This is a genomic window from Mastigocoleus testarum BC008, assembly GCF_001456025.1.
Classification (GTDB): Bacteria; Cyanobacteriota; Cyanobacteriia; order Cyanobacteriales; family Nostocaceae; genus Mastigocoleus; species Mastigocoleus testarum.
On record NZ_LMTZ01000102.1, the window covers coordinates 61,230 to 79,672 of the forward strand.

The 18,443-nt window shown below is 38.8% G+C and carries 12 protein-coding genes; 7 read left to right on the top strand and 5 right to left on the bottom strand.

All coding sequences use genetic code 11. The features are described from left to right. Positions 1-684 precede the first annotated feature (684 nt). The gene (locus BC008_RS23865) at positions 685-3,168 is read left to right on the top strand and encodes a GAF domain-containing sensor histidine kinase (RefSeq protein WP_036266655.1); all 2,484 of its coding nucleotides are present in this window, start codon (positions 685-687) and stop codon (positions 3,166-3,168) included. A gap of 31 nt (positions 3,169-3,199) precedes the next feature. Here the strand turns inward: BC008_RS23865 and BC008_RS23870 are convergent, their stop codons facing one another. Together BC008_RS23870 and BC008_RS23875 are read right to left on the bottom strand one after the other, a co-directional pair. Then, entirely contained in the window at positions 3,200-5,446 is a 2,247-nt protein-coding gene (locus BC008_RS23870; protein WP_027844822.1) for a serine/threonine-protein kinase, read from the bottom strand. 193 nt (positions 5,447-5,639) lie between these two features. Next, entirely contained in the window at positions 5,640-7,346 is a 1,707-nt protein-coding gene (locus BC008_RS23875; protein WP_027844821.1) for a serine/threonine-protein kinase, read from the bottom strand. A 214-nt stretch (positions 7,347-7,560) separates the two neighbouring features. On the opposite strand from BC008_RS23875, the gene BC008_RS23880 reads away from it, so the two are divergent. Continuing rightward, positions 7,561-9,081, top strand: coding sequence for a phenylacetate--CoA ligase family protein (locus BC008_RS23880; RefSeq protein ID WP_027844820.1), 1,521 nt, complete (start codon positions 7,561-7,563; stop codon positions 9,079-9,081). A gap of 165 nt (positions 9,082-9,246) precedes the next feature. Here BC008_RS23880 and BC008_RS23885 read toward each other — a convergent pair whose 3' ends face one another. After that, entirely contained in the window at positions 9,247-11,166 is a 1,920-nt protein-coding gene (locus BC008_RS23885; RefSeq protein WP_063800807.1) for a tetratricopeptide repeat protein, read from the bottom strand. A gap of 133 nt (positions 11,167-11,299) precedes the next feature. Beyond that, complete coding sequence (locus BC008_RS23890) at positions 11,300-12,586, bottom strand: ATP-binding protein (RefSeq protein WP_027844982.1); 1,287 nt, start codon at positions 12,584-12,586, stop codon at positions 11,300-11,302. A gap of 221 nt (positions 12,587-12,807) precedes the next feature. On the opposite strand from BC008_RS23890, the gene BC008_RS23895 reads away from it, so the two are divergent. Beyond that, the gene (locus BC008_RS23895; protein WP_036266838.1) at positions 12,808-13,692 is read left to right on the top strand and encodes a dienelactone hydrolase family protein; all 885 of its coding nucleotides are present in this window, start codon (positions 12,808-12,810) and stop codon (positions 13,690-13,692) included. Positions 13,693-14,024: 332 nt separating this feature from the next. On the opposite strand, the gene BC008_RS23900 is transcribed toward BC008_RS23895, so the two are convergent. Next, positions 14,025-14,933: a LysR family transcriptional regulator gene (locus BC008_RS23900; RefSeq protein WP_027844984.1), complete on the bottom strand. Its 909-nt coding sequence runs from the start codon at positions 14,931-14,933 to the stop codon at positions 14,025-14,027. Positions 14,934-15,039: 106 nt separating this feature from the next. Between BC008_RS23900 and BC008_RS23905 the strand changes: the two genes are divergently transcribed. From BC008_RS23905 to BC008_RS23920, 4 genes are all read left to right on the top strand, one after another. Beyond that, the gene (locus tag BC008_RS23905; protein WP_027844985.1) at positions 15,040-15,684 is read left to right on the top strand and encodes a DsbA family oxidoreductase; all 645 of its coding nucleotides are present in this window, start codon (positions 15,040-15,042) and stop codon (positions 15,682-15,684) included. Then, positions 15,684-16,865: an FAD binding domain-containing protein gene (locus tag BC008_RS23910; protein WP_235595922.1), complete on the top strand. Its 1,182-nt coding sequence runs from the start codon at positions 15,684-15,686 to the stop codon at positions 16,863-16,865. The genes BC008_RS23905 and BC008_RS23910 overlap by 1 nt, the downstream gene beginning before the upstream one ends. A gap of 65 nt (positions 16,866-16,930) precedes the next feature. Beyond that, a complete protein-coding gene (locus tag BC008_RS23915) occupies positions 16,931-17,677 on the top strand; it encodes an SDR family oxidoreductase (RefSeq protein WP_027844987.1) in 747 nt (248 codons plus the stop codon). A gap of 65 nt (positions 17,678-17,742) precedes the next feature. Continuing rightward, positions 17,743-18,315: a sugar O-acetyltransferase gene (locus BC008_RS23920; RefSeq protein ID WP_027844988.1), complete on the top strand. Its 573-nt coding sequence runs from the start codon at positions 17,743-17,745 to the stop codon at positions 18,313-18,315. The last annotated feature ends 128 nt before the right edge of the window (positions 18,316-18,443 follow it).

An 18,443-nucleotide genomic window follows, 5' to 3' on the forward strand; every position in this document is an offset into this window, starting at 1 on the left:
CATTAAAAATATTTTAATGATTTTATATAACAAATTATTTTGTTTTTTTAGAGCGATTACTGTTTTTTGCTATTGAAAGGCAATAGAATAGCAAACCAATAATTACATTTGGCAAGAAAGCTTGATGTATATTTAAATCTAAAAATTTGACTCTCAAGGCTATTTATAGTTCCCATTTTGGTTCAGCATATGTATATTTTCGACTTTTTGATCGGCATTAAAAAGCATTCATCTTATAAAAAAGATAAGCAATTTATCCCTTGAAAATAGATATTTATAAGAACTCTAAGTATTAAATGATTTAAATTAGCACATTAATATTATCTATGAACCACATCGAAGAAATTTTCGTTCAAATTGTGCATATTTAATTATTCGTATTTCTTGACATCTTGCAGTACAAAATTATTGAAAAAATTAGAGTCTGTGGTGTTTATACTTCATTTAGCTACACTGCTGCACCGTTCGGTTATGCTACGTAATCACAAGCTAGCATATACAGATATAGGTTTAAATCCTAATTTTTCTAAGGTTTACATATCTAAGGTTTACATTGCTCGCATAACTATTACTAAGAAACTGTCTGCAGGTGCGTTTAATTTAATAAATTAGCTGATTAACAATTTGGCTGAATTGAACGAAGCTCGTTTAGAAAACCTTGCAAAACACTAATTATCACTACTTATGCAACCTTATTTCATAATAGAAGCTGAAGAACAACTAGATTTTTCCATAGCTCAATTTCAAGACCACATTGAACAACAAAAAGCTTTAGCGGGATTGATTAAGCGAATTCGAGAGTCATTGGATTTGGATACCATCTTCCAAACCACTGCGACAGAAGTACGCCGATTGCTAAATGCTGACCGGGTCGGAGTTTTCCGGTTTTATCCAGAAAAAGATTGGGAAGGAGAATTTGTTTCTGAAGATGTTGCAGAAGGTTGGGGTTCAGCAATAGAACAAAAAGTCTACGACCACTGTTTTGGAGAACAATTCGCCATTCATTATTCGCAAGGTCGGATACAAGCTATTGCTGATATTTATGCAGCAGGGCTGAGTCCTTGTCACGCGGACATTTTAGCTAAATTTCAAGTCAGAGCGAATTTAGTGCTCCCTTTGCTTAAGAATAAGCAATTATGGGGATTATTGTGCATTCACCAATGTAGCGAAACCCGTGACTGGAAAAATTCTGAAATCGAATTCGTCAAAATAATTGCTGATCATTTAACAGTTGCAATTCAACAAGCTGAGCATTTAAATCAAGCTCGATATCAAACCGAGCAGCAAAAAGCATTGACCGGTGTAATTAGCCGAATTCGGGAGTCTTTGAAATTAGATACTATTTTTCACACTACTGTTGTGGAAGTTCGTCAGTTACTCAAAGCAGACCGGGTGGGAATTTTCCGTTTCGATCCTAAAAATAATTGGGAAGGAGAATTTATATACGAGGATGTAGCTTTAGGCTTTAATTCCGCAATCAGAGATAAAGTTTACGATCATTGTTTCAGTGAAAATTTTGCTCCTCTTTATCGCCAAGGTCGGGTAAATGCGATCGCTGATATTTATCAGCATGAGTTTAAAAGTTGTTATATACAAATCTTGGAAAGATTCCAAGTTCGTGCAAATATTGTTGCACCTTTACTTAAAGAGGGTGAATTATGGGGGTTATTGTGCATCCATCAATGTAGCGGACCTCGCGAATGGGAACCTTCCGAAATTGAATTTGCTTATCAAATTGCCGAACAATTGGGGGTAGCCTTAAAACAAGATATATATTTACAGCAAGTCCAAGTCCAAGCAGTCGAGCTAGCACAAGTTAAAGAACGCACTAAGGCGATGGAACGACAAAAATTGTTAGCTGTAACTGTAGATAAAATCCGTCAGTCACTTGATATTAAAACAATTTTTAAGACTACGACCGAAGCAGTAAGAGAGTTACTTAAAGTTGATCGAGTTGCAATCTATCGCTTTGATTCCAATTGGAGGGGGAAATTTGTTGCAGATTCATTTAAACATGGTTGGGAACCTTCAGCCACTGTGCAACCACTAATGATGCCGGCGATGTCGGATACGGATGATAATAATCTACCACGTAACGAAACTTTTGTTCCCATATCTCAAGGTGATAAATTGTGGGGTTTATTAGTCGCTTATCAAACTTCCCATCCACGGGTTTGGAAAGATGAAGAGGTGGATTTACTTGCTCAAGTCGGGGTGCAGTTAGGAGTTGCGATTCAACAAGGAGAATTACTCCAGCAGACCAAAGATCAAGCCACACAACTTGCAGAAGCTTTAAAAGAAATCAAACAAACCCAAGATTATTTAATTCAGGGTGAAAAAATGGCAAGTTTAGGAGAATTACTTGCAGGTATTGCCTATGAAATTAATAATCCTGTTAATTTTATTCTTGGTAATCTTACTCATATGAGGAGATACGCCCAACAGTTATTACAAACAATAAATATTTACCGCGCAAATTCTCCCGATACATTGTCTAGCATTCAGGAACAAGTGGAAGGACTTGGTTTGGACTTCATTAATGAAGACTTACCAAAAATGCTCTATTCCATGGAAATTGGAGCAAAACGTATCAATCAGATTATGCTTTCACTGCGAAACTTTGCTCGTGCAGATGAATCCAAGTTAAAAGCAGTAAATATCCACGAAGGATTGGATAATACTTTACTGATTTTAGGGCACCGGTTAAAAGCTAATGGTAAATATCCAGGAATTGAGGTAGTCAGAAAATATGATCGCTTACCATTGGTTGAATGCTATATCGCCCAACTCAATCAAGTTTTTATGAATATCCTTGCAAACAGCATCGATACTCTAGAACAAAAGTTTGCCAACATTAAGCAAAAGCATTTGAATGCTGGTACTGAATGTCCGGAAATTCCTCTATCGATCTGCATTGTTACCCAAGTTATTGATGACAGTGTTTTAGTCAAAATTACCGATAATGGTTTAGGAATGCCAGAATTTGTCAGTAAACGTGTTTTTGAACCTTTTTTTACTACCAAAGATGTGGGTCAAGGAGCAGGGTTAGGACTATCGATTTCCCATCAAATTGTTGTGGAGAAGCACAAAGGTCAAATCCAATTTAAATCTCAATTGGGACAAGGAACAGAATTTCTCATTCAAATCCCAATAAAACATAGGGTTTGAGAATTACGGATTAGATATTAAGGATTAGATATTAAGGATTAGTAATTGGTAATTGGGGATCGGGGTTGACTGTTTTTGTTGGAGTTGGGGTTGGGGTGGGTTTGGGTGTTGGTGTTTCTGTTGGTGTGGGGTCTGGGGTTGGTGTTTCTGTTGGGGTTGGGGTGGGTTTGGGTGTTGGTGTTTCTGTTGGTGTGGGTTTGGGTGTTGGTGTTTCTGTTGGTGTGGGTTTGGGTGTTGGTGTTTCTATTGGTGTGGGGTCTGGAGTTGGTTGTGGAGGTGTCTCTACGCTTAAGCGGAGTTGATAGTCTTGGGATTCTGAGGATGTAGAAGCAAGGACAAATTCGTAAAAACCGTTTTCTGGAAGTTTTAGTGATAAGTTACGTCGAGTAGAATCTTGTAAAAACTTAATTTTGCCAGAAGGCGAATAAACTGATAGCAAGATAGGCGAACTCGCATCAAGCTTCAGATTCATTAATTGTTCTCTTCGCAAGTCAGCAATAAAAACCTTACCTTGTCCCGGTCTAAAATTACCACTTACAGTTTTACTTGTAGCATTAACATCAAAGGTAATTTTTTGATACGCACTACGGGCGAGGATCGCATTAAGTTTGTCAGCAACAAATCCGTGCCATACTTGTCCCATAGGAGTTTCTATAAAACTGTTTCCTTGTTGTTCGGGAAAGTATTTAAATTTTTGAAAAAATGCTGCATCTCCTAGATCATATAAGGAACGGCTACCAACATTAATATTATTGACCCTCACTTTCCAGCGATCGCGATCTGCTTTGCGATAAAAACCAAGTCTGCGCCGAGCATCGGAGCTCAGTGTGGATAGTTTATCTAATAGTTCACTGGCAATTTTATCTCTTTTTGCTCTCAGACTGGAATCTTCTATGTTGTTGAGATTCTCCCCTTGGAAGTTGGGATTTTCACGTTTAAATTCTTGTTCAACAAGGGCTGTGAAGAAATTTGCATCAATTCCAAGTTGATTGCGACGTGTATCTAATTGTTCTTTTCTTTGTTCTTCCTCTGTTGGTGTGACAATATTATCACCACTGGAAAAACTATTTGCGGCCCAAACACCTATACCCACCGCACTGATTATAACTATAACAGGTATTATTTTTCCTAATATGCCTAGTGATACTCCCTTACTGGGATTTGATGGAGGTGGAGGGAAATTAGGAGGAGGAGAAGTCGAATTTGCCGGAGACTTCTTCACTGGAGAATTAACTGCAGGAGATACAGCTACTGTTGCTTCCGTGGGCGTTGTTTGCGGTGTAATGTTTGGTGCTTGAGTTGGATCGATACTTGGTAAGTTTAAATTATTTAATGCTTGCAGTACTTCCGTCGCGCTTTGGTAACGTTGTGTCGGCGAAGTAAGGAGCATTCGATCTAAAATATGCCCTAAAGCAGAGCTTATAGTCACTTCTTGTCGCCACTGCCAATTTAAAGTATATGTATCGATTAGCGATGTTGGCTGCTTACCTGTTAGTAACGCAAGTACTGTTGCAGCTAAAGCATATAGATCGCTGTGGGGTGCGACTAAACCAGTCTGCATTTGTTCTGGGGGAGCATATCCAGCTTTACCCAAAACAGTCGGTTGGGGTAAAGATACTCCCGCACCTGGTTGATAGTATTGGGACGCAACTTCTGCTGCAACTTGTTTTACTCCACCAAAGTCAATTAAGACTGGTAATTGGTCTCTCGAGCGTAAAATTAAGTTGTCTGGAGAAATATCGCGGTGGATAACACCTAGAGAATGTATATAATTTAATACTGGTAATATTTGTTGTAAAAGTTGAATTGTTTCTGCTTCGGAAAAGCACAATCCTTGCTGTAATTTTGTCTGTAATAAAGAATTATAAGTTTTTCCCTCTACGTAGTCCTGGACTAAAAATAAATATTTTTTACCATTAGAATTAGTACGTAAAAGTTCACGAAATCTGGGGATTTGGGGATGTTCTAGCTTGTAGAGAACACTCGCTTCCCTTTGAAATAACTCTTCAGCTTTTTGAATCACATAGTCAGTTTGGATTTGAGGAGAAAATTCTTTGAGTACGCATGCTTCGTGAAAGCGGTTGATATTCTCAGCTAAGTAAGTTTTACCAAACCCACCCTGACCCAATTGACGGACTATTAAATAGCGACCATCTAAAGTTTGTCCTGACTGGATACTTTGATTTACCGGTGTATTTGTCAATGATTCGCCACACTGGAGACAAAAGTGGCTTTCAGAGGGGTTTCCATGTCCTTTAGAGCAATATTTAGGGTTCATTTACTAAGGTAATAATTAATATTGTGTCATTTGTCATTCGTCATGTGCATTGTAAGCACACACAACATCTAATGTAAGTTCCCAAGACTTGTATTGCTTGTATACTTTTTAACTAGCTAGCGTTGACAAGTGACTAATAATTTTAATTTATAGATTTTAACTATCTAAATTATTAGATTTTAGTTTCCAGATTTTAGTTTCCAGATTCCAGTTGACTAATTTTATCTGCAGCAATTGCGTACCAAATTTGACCAAATGTTTTTTGGTCGAGTCGTTCGCGTGATTGATTGGGAAATAACTGATAAAACTTGTTATTGGTATCCCGATCCAGTCTGTTAGTCGTATAGTTACCTAATCTACCTGTTTCAATTTGTCTCCTCCAATTTTCGTAATCTCTGCCGCTATAGTTCCCTAGTTTACGACGGTTGGCGACACTCAAGTCAGCTTGTTCAAGTTTTTGTAACAACTCTTGGGCGCTCTCAAACCATTTTTCACGCAATTTAGCATCTTCTGCAGAAGAAGTTAAGCTGCGTCCTTCCGCTTCTGGATTTTCTGTATAAAAAATCTGATTGACGGTTGTATAGAAAAAGCCATCTGGAATTTCTAATTGTTCGCGACGACTGAGAACTCGATTAACTAGGGATGTATTTTGATTCTTCGACCCCTGATCTGATGAACTCCCTGCACCTGGTAGTTTGGGTAACTCTAAACTTGGAAGTGAAATTGAAGGTAAAGAAATTGAAGTTACTGCATTAATTACGCCGGTGACTGCAGCCCAAACACCAGCAAAAACCAAGAGAATGGCGGTAGTTGTAATTAAACTAATAGCAAAAGGACGCAACCATATGGGTAAAGGTAAAGCTTGGACTACGGCTTGGGTTTTATTATTAAACTGAGTTGCAATTGCACTAACTTTTTTCCGGTGGGGAGCTGCAACCATTGTTCTAATCTTACTAATTTGAGGATTGGTAACTTTGGTGTTTGCAGCTACTTCTAAATCTTTAAGTACTTGCTCAGCTAATGGATAGCGATCGCTAGGTTTATAGGAAAGCATCTTCTTGAGGATGGATGCAAATTGGGGGCTAATTTTGATTTCTCCCCAACGCCAATTACCCTGATAACTGTCATACAGCTTTTGTGGTTCCTTACCTGTTACTAAGACCAAAGCTGTCACCGCTAAAGAATATAAGTCACTGGAAGGAAAAACTTTACCTTGACGCAACTGTTCTTCTGGTGCATAACCTTTCTTACCCAAAATCGTGCGGTTTGCAGCTAATTGGGTAAACCAAAAACCTTTTGATGCTGGTAATTGCTTGACAGCACCAAAATCAATCAGTACTGGTAAATTATCACTGCGTCGCAACATCAAGTTATCGGGAGAGATATCGCGGTGAATCACATCTTTAGCATGAATATAAGAAAGAACAGGTAAAATCTTTTTTAATAATTCAATAATTTCTGCTTCAGTAAATTTTCCTCCCCGTTCTTGCTTATTGACTGAAAGGTCGAAATAAGTTTCACCATCTACATAATCTTGAACCAGAAAGAAAAAATCTTTAGTTCCCAGCTTTGGTTGTAATGAAGAGTGAAAACCGGGAATTTGTGGATGTTTGAGTTGTCGGAGAACATCTGCTTCTCTGTCAAATAGTTCTTTAGCTTTTTCTAATTCTTCTAGTTGTTCTACTTGGGGAGCAAATTCTTTAACCACACACTTTTGATGGGACTGCATTAAATCTTCAGCAAGGTAAGTACGTCCAAAACCACCTTGACCCAATTGTGAGATAATCCGGTAACGATTAACGAGAATTTCGCCTGAATTTAATGGTAAAGGTTCACCGCACGTAGTGCAAAAGCGATGATTTTTCTGATTTGGATGTTGTTTGCTGCAGTATACGTGCATGGCGTTAAAGTATTAATGGTTTTTATTATTTGCTACACGAGCTAAAGCTATGATTACGTAATTTGGATGTAAATTGGTAATGGGTGATGGGTAATTGGTAATGGGTAATTATTAACTGTTAATTGGTCATTGGTTAATTTATAAAACGTATATATAAATGGTGAATGATTCTACATCAGGATAGTAATCGGAATTTCTTACCGTCACAAGAGTTATGAGTTACGAAAACAAACAGCAGCGCGCTATTGGAGCATTGACCAATTTTTTACAATCTCCTTTAGAAAAATTGCTTGCAGGTTATTCCCAAAATAATACAAATAGGATAATTTTAGATTTATTTCATAATGTAGTTGCAAGTGTTCCTGCTTACAAAGAATTATTAAGGGAACATGGGATCGATCCCGCAACGATCCAAAGTATTGAAGATTTTCAAAACTTACCCCTCTTAACAAAACAAAATTACTTGCGTCGTTACCCTTTAGCTCAATTATGTCGCGATGGAAAACTAGAAAGCTGCGACACGATCGCGGTTTCTTCTGGTTCCACAGGACAACCAACTTTTTGGGGACGATTTTTTGCAGATGAACTAGAAATAGCTGTCCGGTTTGAGCAAATATTCAACGACAGTTTTTACGCAGATACCAAACGCACCTTAGCTGTTGTTTGCTTTGCTTTGGGTACTTGGGTTGGAGGTATGTATAGTGCTAGTTGCTGTCGCTATCTTGCGAGTAAGGGTTATCCAATTACTGTAATTACCCCTGGTAGCAACAAACAGGAAATTCTACGGGTGGTAAAAGAACTCGGTCCACAGTTCGAACAGGTTGTGTTACTGGGATATCCACCATTTCTCAAAAATGTAATTGATACAGGTATTAGTGAGGGTATTAACTGGCAGCAATATCAAATAAAATTGGTCATGGCTGGGGAAGTATTTAGTGAAGAATGGCGGAGTTTAATTGGCGATCGCCTGGGTAATGATAATATCTGTTACGACAGTGCATCTCTTTACGGTACGGCTGATGCTGGTGTTTTGGGTAATGAAACCCCGTTAAGTATTTGTATTCGCCGCTTTTTAGCTAATAATCCCGATGCTGCTAAGGCTTTGTTTGGCGAATCTCGTTTACCAACTTTGGTACAGTACGATCCCAGCAGTCGCTTTTTTGAGGTTGAAGATAGAACCCTATTATTTTCTGGGGACAATGGAATTCCTTTGATTCGTTACAACATTTTGGATACTGGCGGCATAATTAGTTATGAAGAGATGCTGGAATTTTTAGCTCAATGGAATTTTGACCCCATAGCAGAGTTAAAGGATATTAGTAAAGACCCCGATGCGAGGGGAATTCGTCATTTACCTTTCGTCTATGTCTTTGGACGTTCCAATTTTACAGTTTCCTATTTTGGGGCTAATATCTACCCGGAAAATGTCACCGTTGGTTTGGAACAACCGGTAATTAGAGAATGGGTAACTGGTAAATTTGTCATGCAAGTACGAGAAGATGCAGATAAAAACCGGTTTTTATTTATTGCGGTGGAATTAGCTCCGGGTGTAGAAGCAAGTGAAGATAAGAAAACAACCATTGCATCTTCTATCTTGACCCAACTCAAACGTCTTAATAGTGAATTTGCGAACTATGTTCCTGTGGAATATCAAACACCGCAAATTACATTACTTCCCACAGGCGATCGGGATTACTTCCCTGCTGGGGTTAAGCATCGGTACACAAGAAAGTGACTTTTTCAACTGCTATTCTATTTGTTACTCGCTGCTTGTCTCTGGCAAGGAACACCTTACTGGAGGCTCCGCCTCCGGTATAATGTAAGATGCAGAGTCTCTTGATATGGGTTCCAAGGCTGAGCCTTAAAACAAGATGATGGAATAACAAAAATAATTTATTCATCATCCAAAAAACCGCTTTTTTAATCTTCCTAGCCAAGAATCGTTTTCGCTTTCTTGTTGCTGTGTGCGTAAATATTCCAAATTTTCCCGAATAGTTACTGTGTTGGGATGTTGGGATCCCAAAATCTGCTCTGCAATTTCTAAAGCTTGAATATAAGGGGGTTCTGCTTGCTCGTACTTTCCTTGGGAGTAATATAGTAAAGCTAAATTGTTTAAGCTAGTAGCGGTGTCGGGATGATTTTCTCCTAATAAATTTTTTCTTAATTCTAAAGCTTGAATATAAAGGGGTTTTGCTTGCTCGTACTTCTCTTGGGAGTAATATAGTAAAGCTAAATTGTTTAAGCTAGTAGCGGTGTCGGGATGATTTTCTCCTAATAGCTGTTTTGTTAATTCTAAAGCTTGAATATAAAGGGGTTCTGCTTGCTCGTACTTCCCTTGGGAGTAATATAGTAAAGCTAAATTGTTTAAACTAGTAGCGGTGTCGGGATGATTTTCTCCTAATAACCGTTTTGTTAATTCTAAAGCTTGAATATAAAGGGGTTCTGCTTGCTCGTACTTCCCTTGGAAGTAATATAGTAAAGCTAAATTGTTTAAGCTAGTAGCGGTGTAGGGATGATTTTCTCCTAATAACCGTTTTGTTAATTCTAAAGCTTGAATACAAAGGGGTTCTGCTTGCTCATACCTCCCTTGGGACTCATATAGTACTGCTAAATTGTTTAAGCTAGTAGCGGTGTAGGGATGATTTTCTCCTAATAGCTGTTTTCTTAATTCTAAAGCTTGAATACAAAGGGGTTCTGCTTGCTCGTACTTTTCTTGGGAGTTATATAGTCCTGCTAAATTGTTTAATATAGAAGCGGTGTCGGGATGATTTTCTCCTAATAGCTGTTTTCTTAATTCTAAAGCTTGAATATAAAGGGGTTCTGCTTGCTCGTACTTCCCTTGGAACTCATATAGTCCTGCTAAATTGTTTAATATAGAAGCGGTGTCGGGATGATTTTCTCCTAATCGCTGTTTGCATAACTCTAAAACTTGAATATAAAGGGGTTCTGCTTGCTCGTACTTCCCTTGGAACTCATATAGTCCTGCTAAATTGTTTAAGCTACTTGCTAGTTCTAACTCTAAACCAAGTTTTTCTTGTAATTTAATCGCTTTCTGGAAATATTTAATTGCTAAGTCTAACTCTTTTTGATAACTCTCAAATTCACCACTATCCAACCTGCGATTGTAAATTTTACCTAACTGAGCATATAAACTAGCTAAGGTTGTTTCATTTGTTTCAGGTTGACTTTCAATTTCTCGAATTAATCTTTGTAAATCCTCTAAAGGTAAAAAATACTCATTATCATCATCAGCTGTTTCCAAACGGCGATCGCGAATAAAACTACGAAATGGTTCTAAATCTCGTGGTGCTACCGTATTTTTAGTTGTACAATTGAAACGAAATACACCTGCACGCCAACTCCAAAAATCAGGTGCTTTCTTTTGAATATTTTGTAGTAAGTTATTAGTCACCCAAATAATAATTGCAAAGGGAAATTCGCGCATTCCTTCCCTTGTCCATTGCAAATAACCAAAAAATTTATCTTGCTCTGATTGTTCTGCATTAAATTTGAGGAAAAATAGTTGTTCTGTCCCCGTAACTGTAATAACTGCGGGTTGATGTTTTTGTAAATGCTCTTCTCTTGAAACTAATTGATTAATTGCACGTTTTAAGCTTGGTTCTTCCCGTGCTAATGTAACTTGATAAGTTGCAAAATCAGACTTTAATTCATTTTCATATTGAGTAATAATCTGCTGGCGAAAACTACTATCATCACAGACAGCAATGAGTAAACTTAATTTTCCTACTCCTGCTTCAATAGAAACAATTAAATCATCATAGGCGTCTTGATTTGCTTCATCCCAACCAATTATGCTCATTATCTATTACTCATTACCCATTACTTATTACTCCCATACAGACGCGACATGTTAACCTAGCGGTCACGCTTCGCTAACGCGTCTCTACAACTCATTACTCATTACTCATTACTAATTACTCATTACTAATTACTCATCCAATCAAGCCTTTATTTTTCAGAGTTTCAACCAGAATTGGATGAATATCATACCAAGTATCATAATTACGATATTCCAATACAAACAAACCATGTAGTAAATCTAAGAATTCCTGTTGTTTGGGATCATCTGGTATAAAGTCTTGATATGTTGTTTGTAAAATCTCTAATTCAACTTTCCCTAAACTAATTGTAAAATCATTCCGCAGTTTATTGATTGCTTGAATAAAAACTTTTTCATCAATGATAATTTTTTCTGTGGGATTGCGGCGGATATTTCGCAAACAAATACGACAGCATTCACGAGCAATCCGAATCATTTCCCGTAATACACCACCACTTTGAATCACTATTTTGTCAATAGTTTCAGGTTCAATTAGTTCTGGAGGTATTCTTTTTGTTAAAATATCACATAAAATCGTCTTTGCTTTAGCTCGAGGATGGGCATTTTCTAAACGACTATCACCCTTAGAAAAAATCTTTACAACCGGCATTACTACTCTTTGACCATCGGTTTCTGTATCAATCAAACTTTGCAGAAAAGTATCGCGAATAATCGCAATGGGAATAGTATAAATTATAGATAAATTAGGTAATAATAAAGCCTTAATATTATCGCGATAGATTTCATTTACCCGTGCTAAATCTAATTTATCTAAATCATCAATAATTACTAAAATTGGTTTCTTAATAGTTCCCTGAATTTCGGCTGCAATTAAATTGATTTGGGCGACTAAATCGGAAATTTTACGTTCAAACTCCTTTTTTATCTCATCTCGTACTGTCGCATCAGTTTTTAACTTAGCTTTGAGGACACTGAAAATATCAAATCCAACCTCAACCTCACCTTGAGCATTCTTTTCTATGACCCGAGTACGACTTGTAAACCAATTTTCAACTCCCTTTTTGATGGTGGGGTTGATGGAAACTTTTTTAGCTTCAGCCTCAGACATTAAATTAATCGCGATCGCCATTAAAATATTGACATGATTCACTGCAGACATTTCAATCGCATCAGCAATAGAAAAGAAAACAACAAAGTAATCTTTTTCTAATTTTTGTCTTAGTCCTGCAAGTAAGGTAGACTTACCACATCCCCGGTGTCCAGTGAAAACAATCTTCCCATCACTTTCTGGGTCATCTTCAACTAATTGTTGTAGTTCATCAATAGTATCTTCCTGATATTCGACCTTAAAGCGTTCCATTTCCTTTTGATTCAGCAATGGAAACAATTCCAGGTTTGCATATGCTGACCTAAACTCTTGTAATAATTCTTGGGACATAAATTTTTAAAATATGGTGGAATAAGGTAGATGGAACAGGTTTTTTATAGCATCTAGCTTAGTTTATTTTCAAGAAATGCTTATTTGTGAAGGGATTTGGCGTTTTTATAGTTTATTCAATTGTAGTGAAGATTGAGTAAATTGATTCAATTACAGATCGATCGCCTTCATGCTACATTTTGGCTATATTCAAAGCGTTATTTCCATGGTCAAATTCGGTTATGAATAAAAAAAACTACAGGTGGATAATTATTTATTCTGTACTTTTAATTGCAACTTTACTATTTAACCTCGGGTTGCATAACTTTAATTTTAGCCAGGATACAAGCCAATCCCTCGCGATCGCACATCACAACGACCAACCGGTAGCAACAGAAATTGCTTTAGCAAAACCCAAAGTTGAAGTTACAGCCGAAAAAGTTAATTATGCTACTGTGAATGGCGAAAAAATCACAGGTTACTTCGCTCAACCAAAATCCACAACTAAACCCTTACCAGGAATTATTACAATTCATGAATGGTGGGGACTAAACGAAAATATTGAATCTGTAACGCGACGATTAGCGGGTGAAGGTTATCAAGTTTTAGCTGTAGATTTATACAACGGTAAAGTAACTGAATCTCCACAAGAAGCTCTCAAGTTACTCCAAGCAGTATCAAAAAATCCCGACCCAGCTAAAGATAATCTCAAGCAAGCTTATGAGTATTTAGTCAATCAAAACAAAGCTTCTAAAGTTGGGGTAATTGGTTGGTGTTTTGGTGGTAGTTGGTCTTTACAGACTGCAATTTTATTACCAAAGGATATAGATGCTACGGTGATTTATTATGGTGGACAAATTGGCGATGCAACACCGGAGCAACTGAAAACATTGCAAATGCCAATTTTAGGAATTTTTGGGGCTGAAGATGCTTCGATTCCAGTTAGTACTGTACGTAAATTTGAAAAGACCCTCAAGGAATTGGGTAAACAAGCAGATATTCAAATTTATGAAAATGCTGGACATGCCTTTGCTAATCCTAGCGGAAAAAATTACGTTGCCGAAGCTGCACAGAAAGCTTGGACTGAAACAACTCAGTTTTTTCAACAATATTTAGAAGCTAAGTAATAAAGAAAAAGGTTTTTGAGGTTTCAGAAATTTCCAGGAAAAAGGATTTCCAAAAAATAGCTACTAGCTATATTCAACAGTAGGGGCGTTACACATTATATTATGTCTGCTTAATTACTTATGAAAAAATTTGTTTGTAGTAGCGCTTGAGCGCCATAGTAAAGATATTGGCGCTCAAGCGCTACTACGAACCTTATCGCAAGTGTTTTACCGGACATGATGTTATGCGCCCTTTAAGTAAATAATAGACATCTCCAGAAATGAGATATCACCCCTGACTACACAAGGCTTTTATATTCTTTTTCGGAGACGTCTAATGAAATTTTTGCCCGTTAATTAACCCTTAGCTGTTGAGTGAGAAAATCAACAAACGTTTGAACTCGAAGCGCATGTCGGCGATTCGGCAGATAAAGCGCGTAAACCCCTGTATCCATATCCGTGTGGGGATGGAACTGAAAATCAGGCAGCACAACACAAAGCCTACCTGCACGGATGTCTTCTCCAACTAACCAAGTGGGCATGAGAATCAATCCTAGACCATCTAAGCAGGCTTTTAGGAGAACTTCAGAATTATTGGCAATGAGCGAGCCTTTGACCTTAACCTCACACACTTCTTTTTCTCGCTTAAAACGCCAAATTTCATACCCTGCGGAGTAGCTAAAACACAAGCAATTATGGTGAGTTAAATCGTCGGGATGTTCTGGTTTTCTATGCTGCTGAAAATAAGCTGGACTGCCACAAACACAGCGCGTATAAGATGCAAATTTGCGGACAATCCAATTAGCACCGGAACGGTGGAGGTTACCAAAACGGATGACTAAATCTAGTTCCTGTTCCACTGGATTAGCGAGTGCATCACTCAAGGTTAAATCCAATTGCATCTCGGGATATTTCACTAAAAAATCTCGAATCAACGGTGCAATGTAAAGTCGTCCAAAAGCAACGGGAAGACTTACCCGCAGTAAGCCCCGTGGAACTTCCGAATCTTCTGCCACTGAAAGATTAGCCGCTTCCACGTCTTGAAGGATTTGCACCACTTTGTCATAGTATTTTCGACCTTGTGGGGTTAGGGTAATGCTACGGGTAGAACGATTGAGCAATTGGGTATGCAGCATTGCTTCAAGGGCATTTACCTGACGAGTAACAGAAGAAACAGCAACCCCCAATCGCCGAGAAGCTTCAGAAAAACTACCCGTGTCAACTACCTTCATAAAGGCTTGCATCGCAGCAAATTGATCCATTATCAATTTTTGCGTTTTACGCAAAAGTATTTGGTGCAAAAGCTATATTAACATCTTAAATGAATGAGGTTAAGGTTAAAGATGTCACCAAGAAAAGGAGACAAACATGACCTTAACGATTGAAATCACTTCGGATTTTATTTGTCCTTGGTGTTTGGTAGCAGAAAAGCGACTCAACAAAGCAATTGCTCAACTAAATACTTCAGTCAATATCCAGCGCATTTGGTATCCCTTTGAGTTAAATCCTGATATGCCGGAAATGGGCATGGAACGCAAAACTTACCGCAGTCAAAAATTTGGTAGCTGGGAATATTCCCAACAGTTAGATGCGAAAACCATCTTAGCAACACAAGAGGATGACATTAAGTTTCGTTATGACTTGATGGAGGTTACACCCAATACACACAAAGCACATCGCCTCACCTGGTTTGCAGCACAACAGGGTAAAGCTACTGAAATGGCTGAAGGTATATTGACGGCATATTTCACGGAAGGACAAAATATTAGTAACATTGATACCTTAACCAATTTGGCGGGAGACATCGGTATTGACAGAGACATTGTTAAGCAATTTCTCCATAGTAATGCAGGTAGTCAAGAAGTACGTGAGTTAGAGCGTCAAGCAGTCTCAAGGGGTATTCGTGGCGTTCCTAGTATCTGCATTGGCGAAGAAATTTTATCTGGAGCCCAACCTGTTGAGGTGTTCTTAACTACGCTGCAAAAAGCTGTGCATGAGTTAACAGAGGTTTAATGATGAATAAAACAGGTAAACGTGCTATTGTCATCGGCGGATCATTGGGCGGGTTATTTACAGGAATCTTGTTGCGATCGATTGGTTGGGAGGTGAATATTTACGAGCGATCGCCTCATAATCTTGATAGTCGCGGTGGTGGAATAGTACTCCAACCAGAGATCGTGGAAGCATTTGAGCGGGCAGGTGTTGCTTATGAAGCACCCCTTGGTGTAGTGGCGCGCGAGCGATTTTATTTGAAACAAGATGGCAGTATTGCTACTGTTATGCCGATGCGTCAGACTTTAACATCCTGGAACTTCTTATATGGCACCATGGGGCGACATTTTCCTGCAGAGTGCTACCACCAAGGAAAAACTCTGAAAGCTCTAAGGCAGGATGATGAACAGGTTACAGCTATTTTTGCCGACGGCACTTCTGATACAGGAGATTTATTAATTGGCGCTGATGGTGCAAATTCTACCGTCCGACAACTACTTCTCCCCAGTTATGAACCTCACTATGCAGGCTATGTTGCCTATCGCGGATTGGTTAACGAAAGAGAACTTGACAAAAAGACGGCTGCTATATTTACAGAACGCTTCGTCTTTTACCAATTTCCCAACTCCCATATTCTCCAATACGTAGTTCCAGGAGAGGATGAGTCCTTTGTACCGGGAGAGCGTCGCTTTAACTGGGTCTGGTATGTCAATTACGACGAGGCGACGGAATTAACGTCCATTCTCACCGATAGAGATGGTAAACGTCGTGACTATTCCATTCCACCTGGAAAGATTGCTTCACAGATTGAGGAGCAGATGCGATCGTATGCAGATCGAGTCCTTGCACCACCCTTTCAACGGCTCGTTGCTGCTACCAAAGAACCATTTGTCCAAGCCATTTTAGATTTGGGTGTACCGCAAATGGCATTTAATTCCACTATTCTAGTTGGGGATGCAGCCTTTATTCCCCGTCCCCACACAGCAGCAGGTGTCTCAAAAGCTGCTGCAAATGCCATCGCTCTTGCCGATGCTTTAGTAACCCAGAATCACGATGTCAAGAAAGCCTTAGATGAGTGGGAAAATGACCAACTGAGATTGGGAATGCATTTGTGGAAAGCAGGAGAGGATTTGGGCGAGCGTTCTCAGTTTATGTATGGCAAGAAACGATTCGACGATATTTCGACATCAGGTGCGGCTTGAGGCAATGAACGATTTGAATAAATATTTTTGACTTAAATTCTACTCAAATTAGGGAGAATATTTCTATGGAACTCAATGGTAAAGTTGCAATTATTACAGGTGGTGGTTCTGGTATTGGTCGGGCAACAGCAATCGCCTTTGGCAAAGCTGGTGCTGGTGTAGTTATTGCTAACCGTAATGTCGAGAAAGGGGAAGAAGTAGCCCAATTTATCCGCTCAAATGGCGGTAAAGCAATCTTTGTGAAAACTGATGTTACCCAATCTGAAGATGTCGAAGCTCTCGTTAACCTTACTGTCAAAGAGTTTGGACGTTTAGATATTGCCTTCAATAATGCTGGAATTGATGGTTCGCACTTACCACTGGCACAACAGTCAGAAAAAGATGTAACCGATCTACTGGATGTGAATGTAAAAGGGGTCTGGTTGTCCATGAAGTATGAAATTGCCCAAATGCTGCAGAACGGCGGTGGAGCGATTGTCAACAACAGTTCTATCTTTGGTTTGAATGGTTATCCCACCTGGTCTGTTTATACTGCTACTAAGCATGCTGTTACAGGCATGACAAAAGCAGCAGCTCTTGAATATGCCCAGCAAGGAATTCGTATCAATGCAGTCGGACCAGGACCGATTGAAACACCCTTACTCGAAGTCGGTACCGGAGGGAATCCCCATTCCTATTCAGGATTTGTGCCAATGGGTCGAATTGGTCAACCCGAAGAAATTGCCAATGCAGTTCTTTGGCTAAGTTCAGATTCAGCTTCCTTCGTCACAGGACACACACTCCCGGTAGATGGTGGTGTGTCGGCTCAATAAGATAACAGTAGGGGCGCTAGCGATGTGCGCCCTTGTAAGTAAATAATGAAAAATTACATTTGTTTATGAACCAAAAACCAAAAACAGAAAGGGAAAAAATGCTCGCTGATGAGCCATATCTTGCGACTGATGCACAACTGAGCAAGATGCATATGGAAGCACGTCAGCTACTTCATAGTTTTAACTTTTCCTCACCACAAGAAATACAAAAACGCCAGGAAATCATTTCTAAATTATTTGGTGCGATCGGTTCTAACTGTGAAATTCGTCCTCCCTTCTACTGTGATTATGGTTGTCATATTTTTGCTGGTGATAATCTTTACGTTAACTATGATTGCGTAATCCTTGATTGCAATACAGTACATTTAGGCAATAACGTTTTACTAGGACCAAAAGTCCAAATTTATACAGCGTATCATCCTTTATCTCCTCAGGAGAGATTATCCGGTCGAGAAATGGCTGCACCGATTAAGATTGGTGATAATGTTTGGATTGGTGGAGGAGCAATTATTTGTCAAGGAATATCAATAGGGTCAAATACAACCATTGGTGCGGGTAGTGTGGTTACCAGAGATATACCAGATAATGTGTTTGCTGCGGGAAATCCCTGTAGGATTATCAAGGAATTAGATGTTTAATAGTAATTGACCTACTATAATCCGATTTGATGTGCAAATAAATCTTATGGCGGTGCGTTACGGCGCGATCGCAAAGGTGACCTAAAAAGAAAATATTCTCTATACACGGCTAACACAGCCTACGATAA

What these genes read in the sequence shown, in the direction of transcription:
- BC008_RS23865 (WP_036266655.1), top strand. Translation starts at nt 685, where the DNA reads ATGCAACCTTATTTCATAATAGAAGCTGAAGAACAACTAGATTTTTCC.
- BC008_RS23870 (WP_027844822.1), bottom strand. Translation starts at nt 5,446, where the DNA reads ATGAACCCTAAATATTGCTCTAAAGGACATGGAAACCCCTCTGAAAGC.
- BC008_RS23875 (WP_027844821.1), bottom strand. Translation starts at nt 7,346, where the DNA reads ATGCACGTATACTGCAGCAAACAACATCCAAATCAGAAAAATCATCGC.
- BC008_RS23880 (WP_027844820.1), top strand. Translation starts at nt 7,561, where the DNA reads ATGAGTTACGAAAACAAACAGCAGCGCGCTATTGGAGCATTGACCAAT.
- BC008_RS23885 (WP_063800807.1), bottom strand. Translation starts at nt 11,166, where the DNA reads ATGAGCATAATTGGTTGGGATGAAGCAAATCAAGACGCCTATGATGAT.
- BC008_RS23890 (WP_027844982.1), bottom strand. Translation starts at nt 12,586, where the DNA reads ATGTCCCAAGAATTATTACAAGAGTTTAGGTCAGCATATGCAAACCTG.
- BC008_RS23895 (WP_036266838.1), top strand. Translation starts at nt 12,808, where the DNA reads ATGAATAAAAAAAACTACAGGTGGATAATTATTTATTCTGTACTTTTA.
- BC008_RS23900 (WP_027844984.1), bottom strand. Translation starts at nt 14,933, where the DNA reads ATGGATCAATTTGCTGCGATGCAAGCCTTTATGAAGGTAGTTGACACG.
- BC008_RS23905 (WP_027844985.1), top strand. Translation starts at nt 15,040, where the DNA reads ATGACCTTAACGATTGAAATCACTTCGGATTTTATTTGTCCTTGGTGT.
- BC008_RS23910 (WP_235595922.1), top strand. Translation starts at nt 15,684, where the DNA reads ATGATGAATAAAACAGGTAAACGTGCTATTGTCATCGGCGGATCATTG.
- BC008_RS23915 (WP_027844987.1), top strand. Translation starts at nt 16,931, where the DNA reads ATGGAACTCAATGGTAAAGTTGCAATTATTACAGGTGGTGGTTCTGGT.
- BC008_RS23920 (WP_027844988.1), top strand. Translation starts at nt 17,743, where the DNA reads ATGAACCAAAAACCAAAAACAGAAAGGGAAAAAATGCTCGCTGATGAG.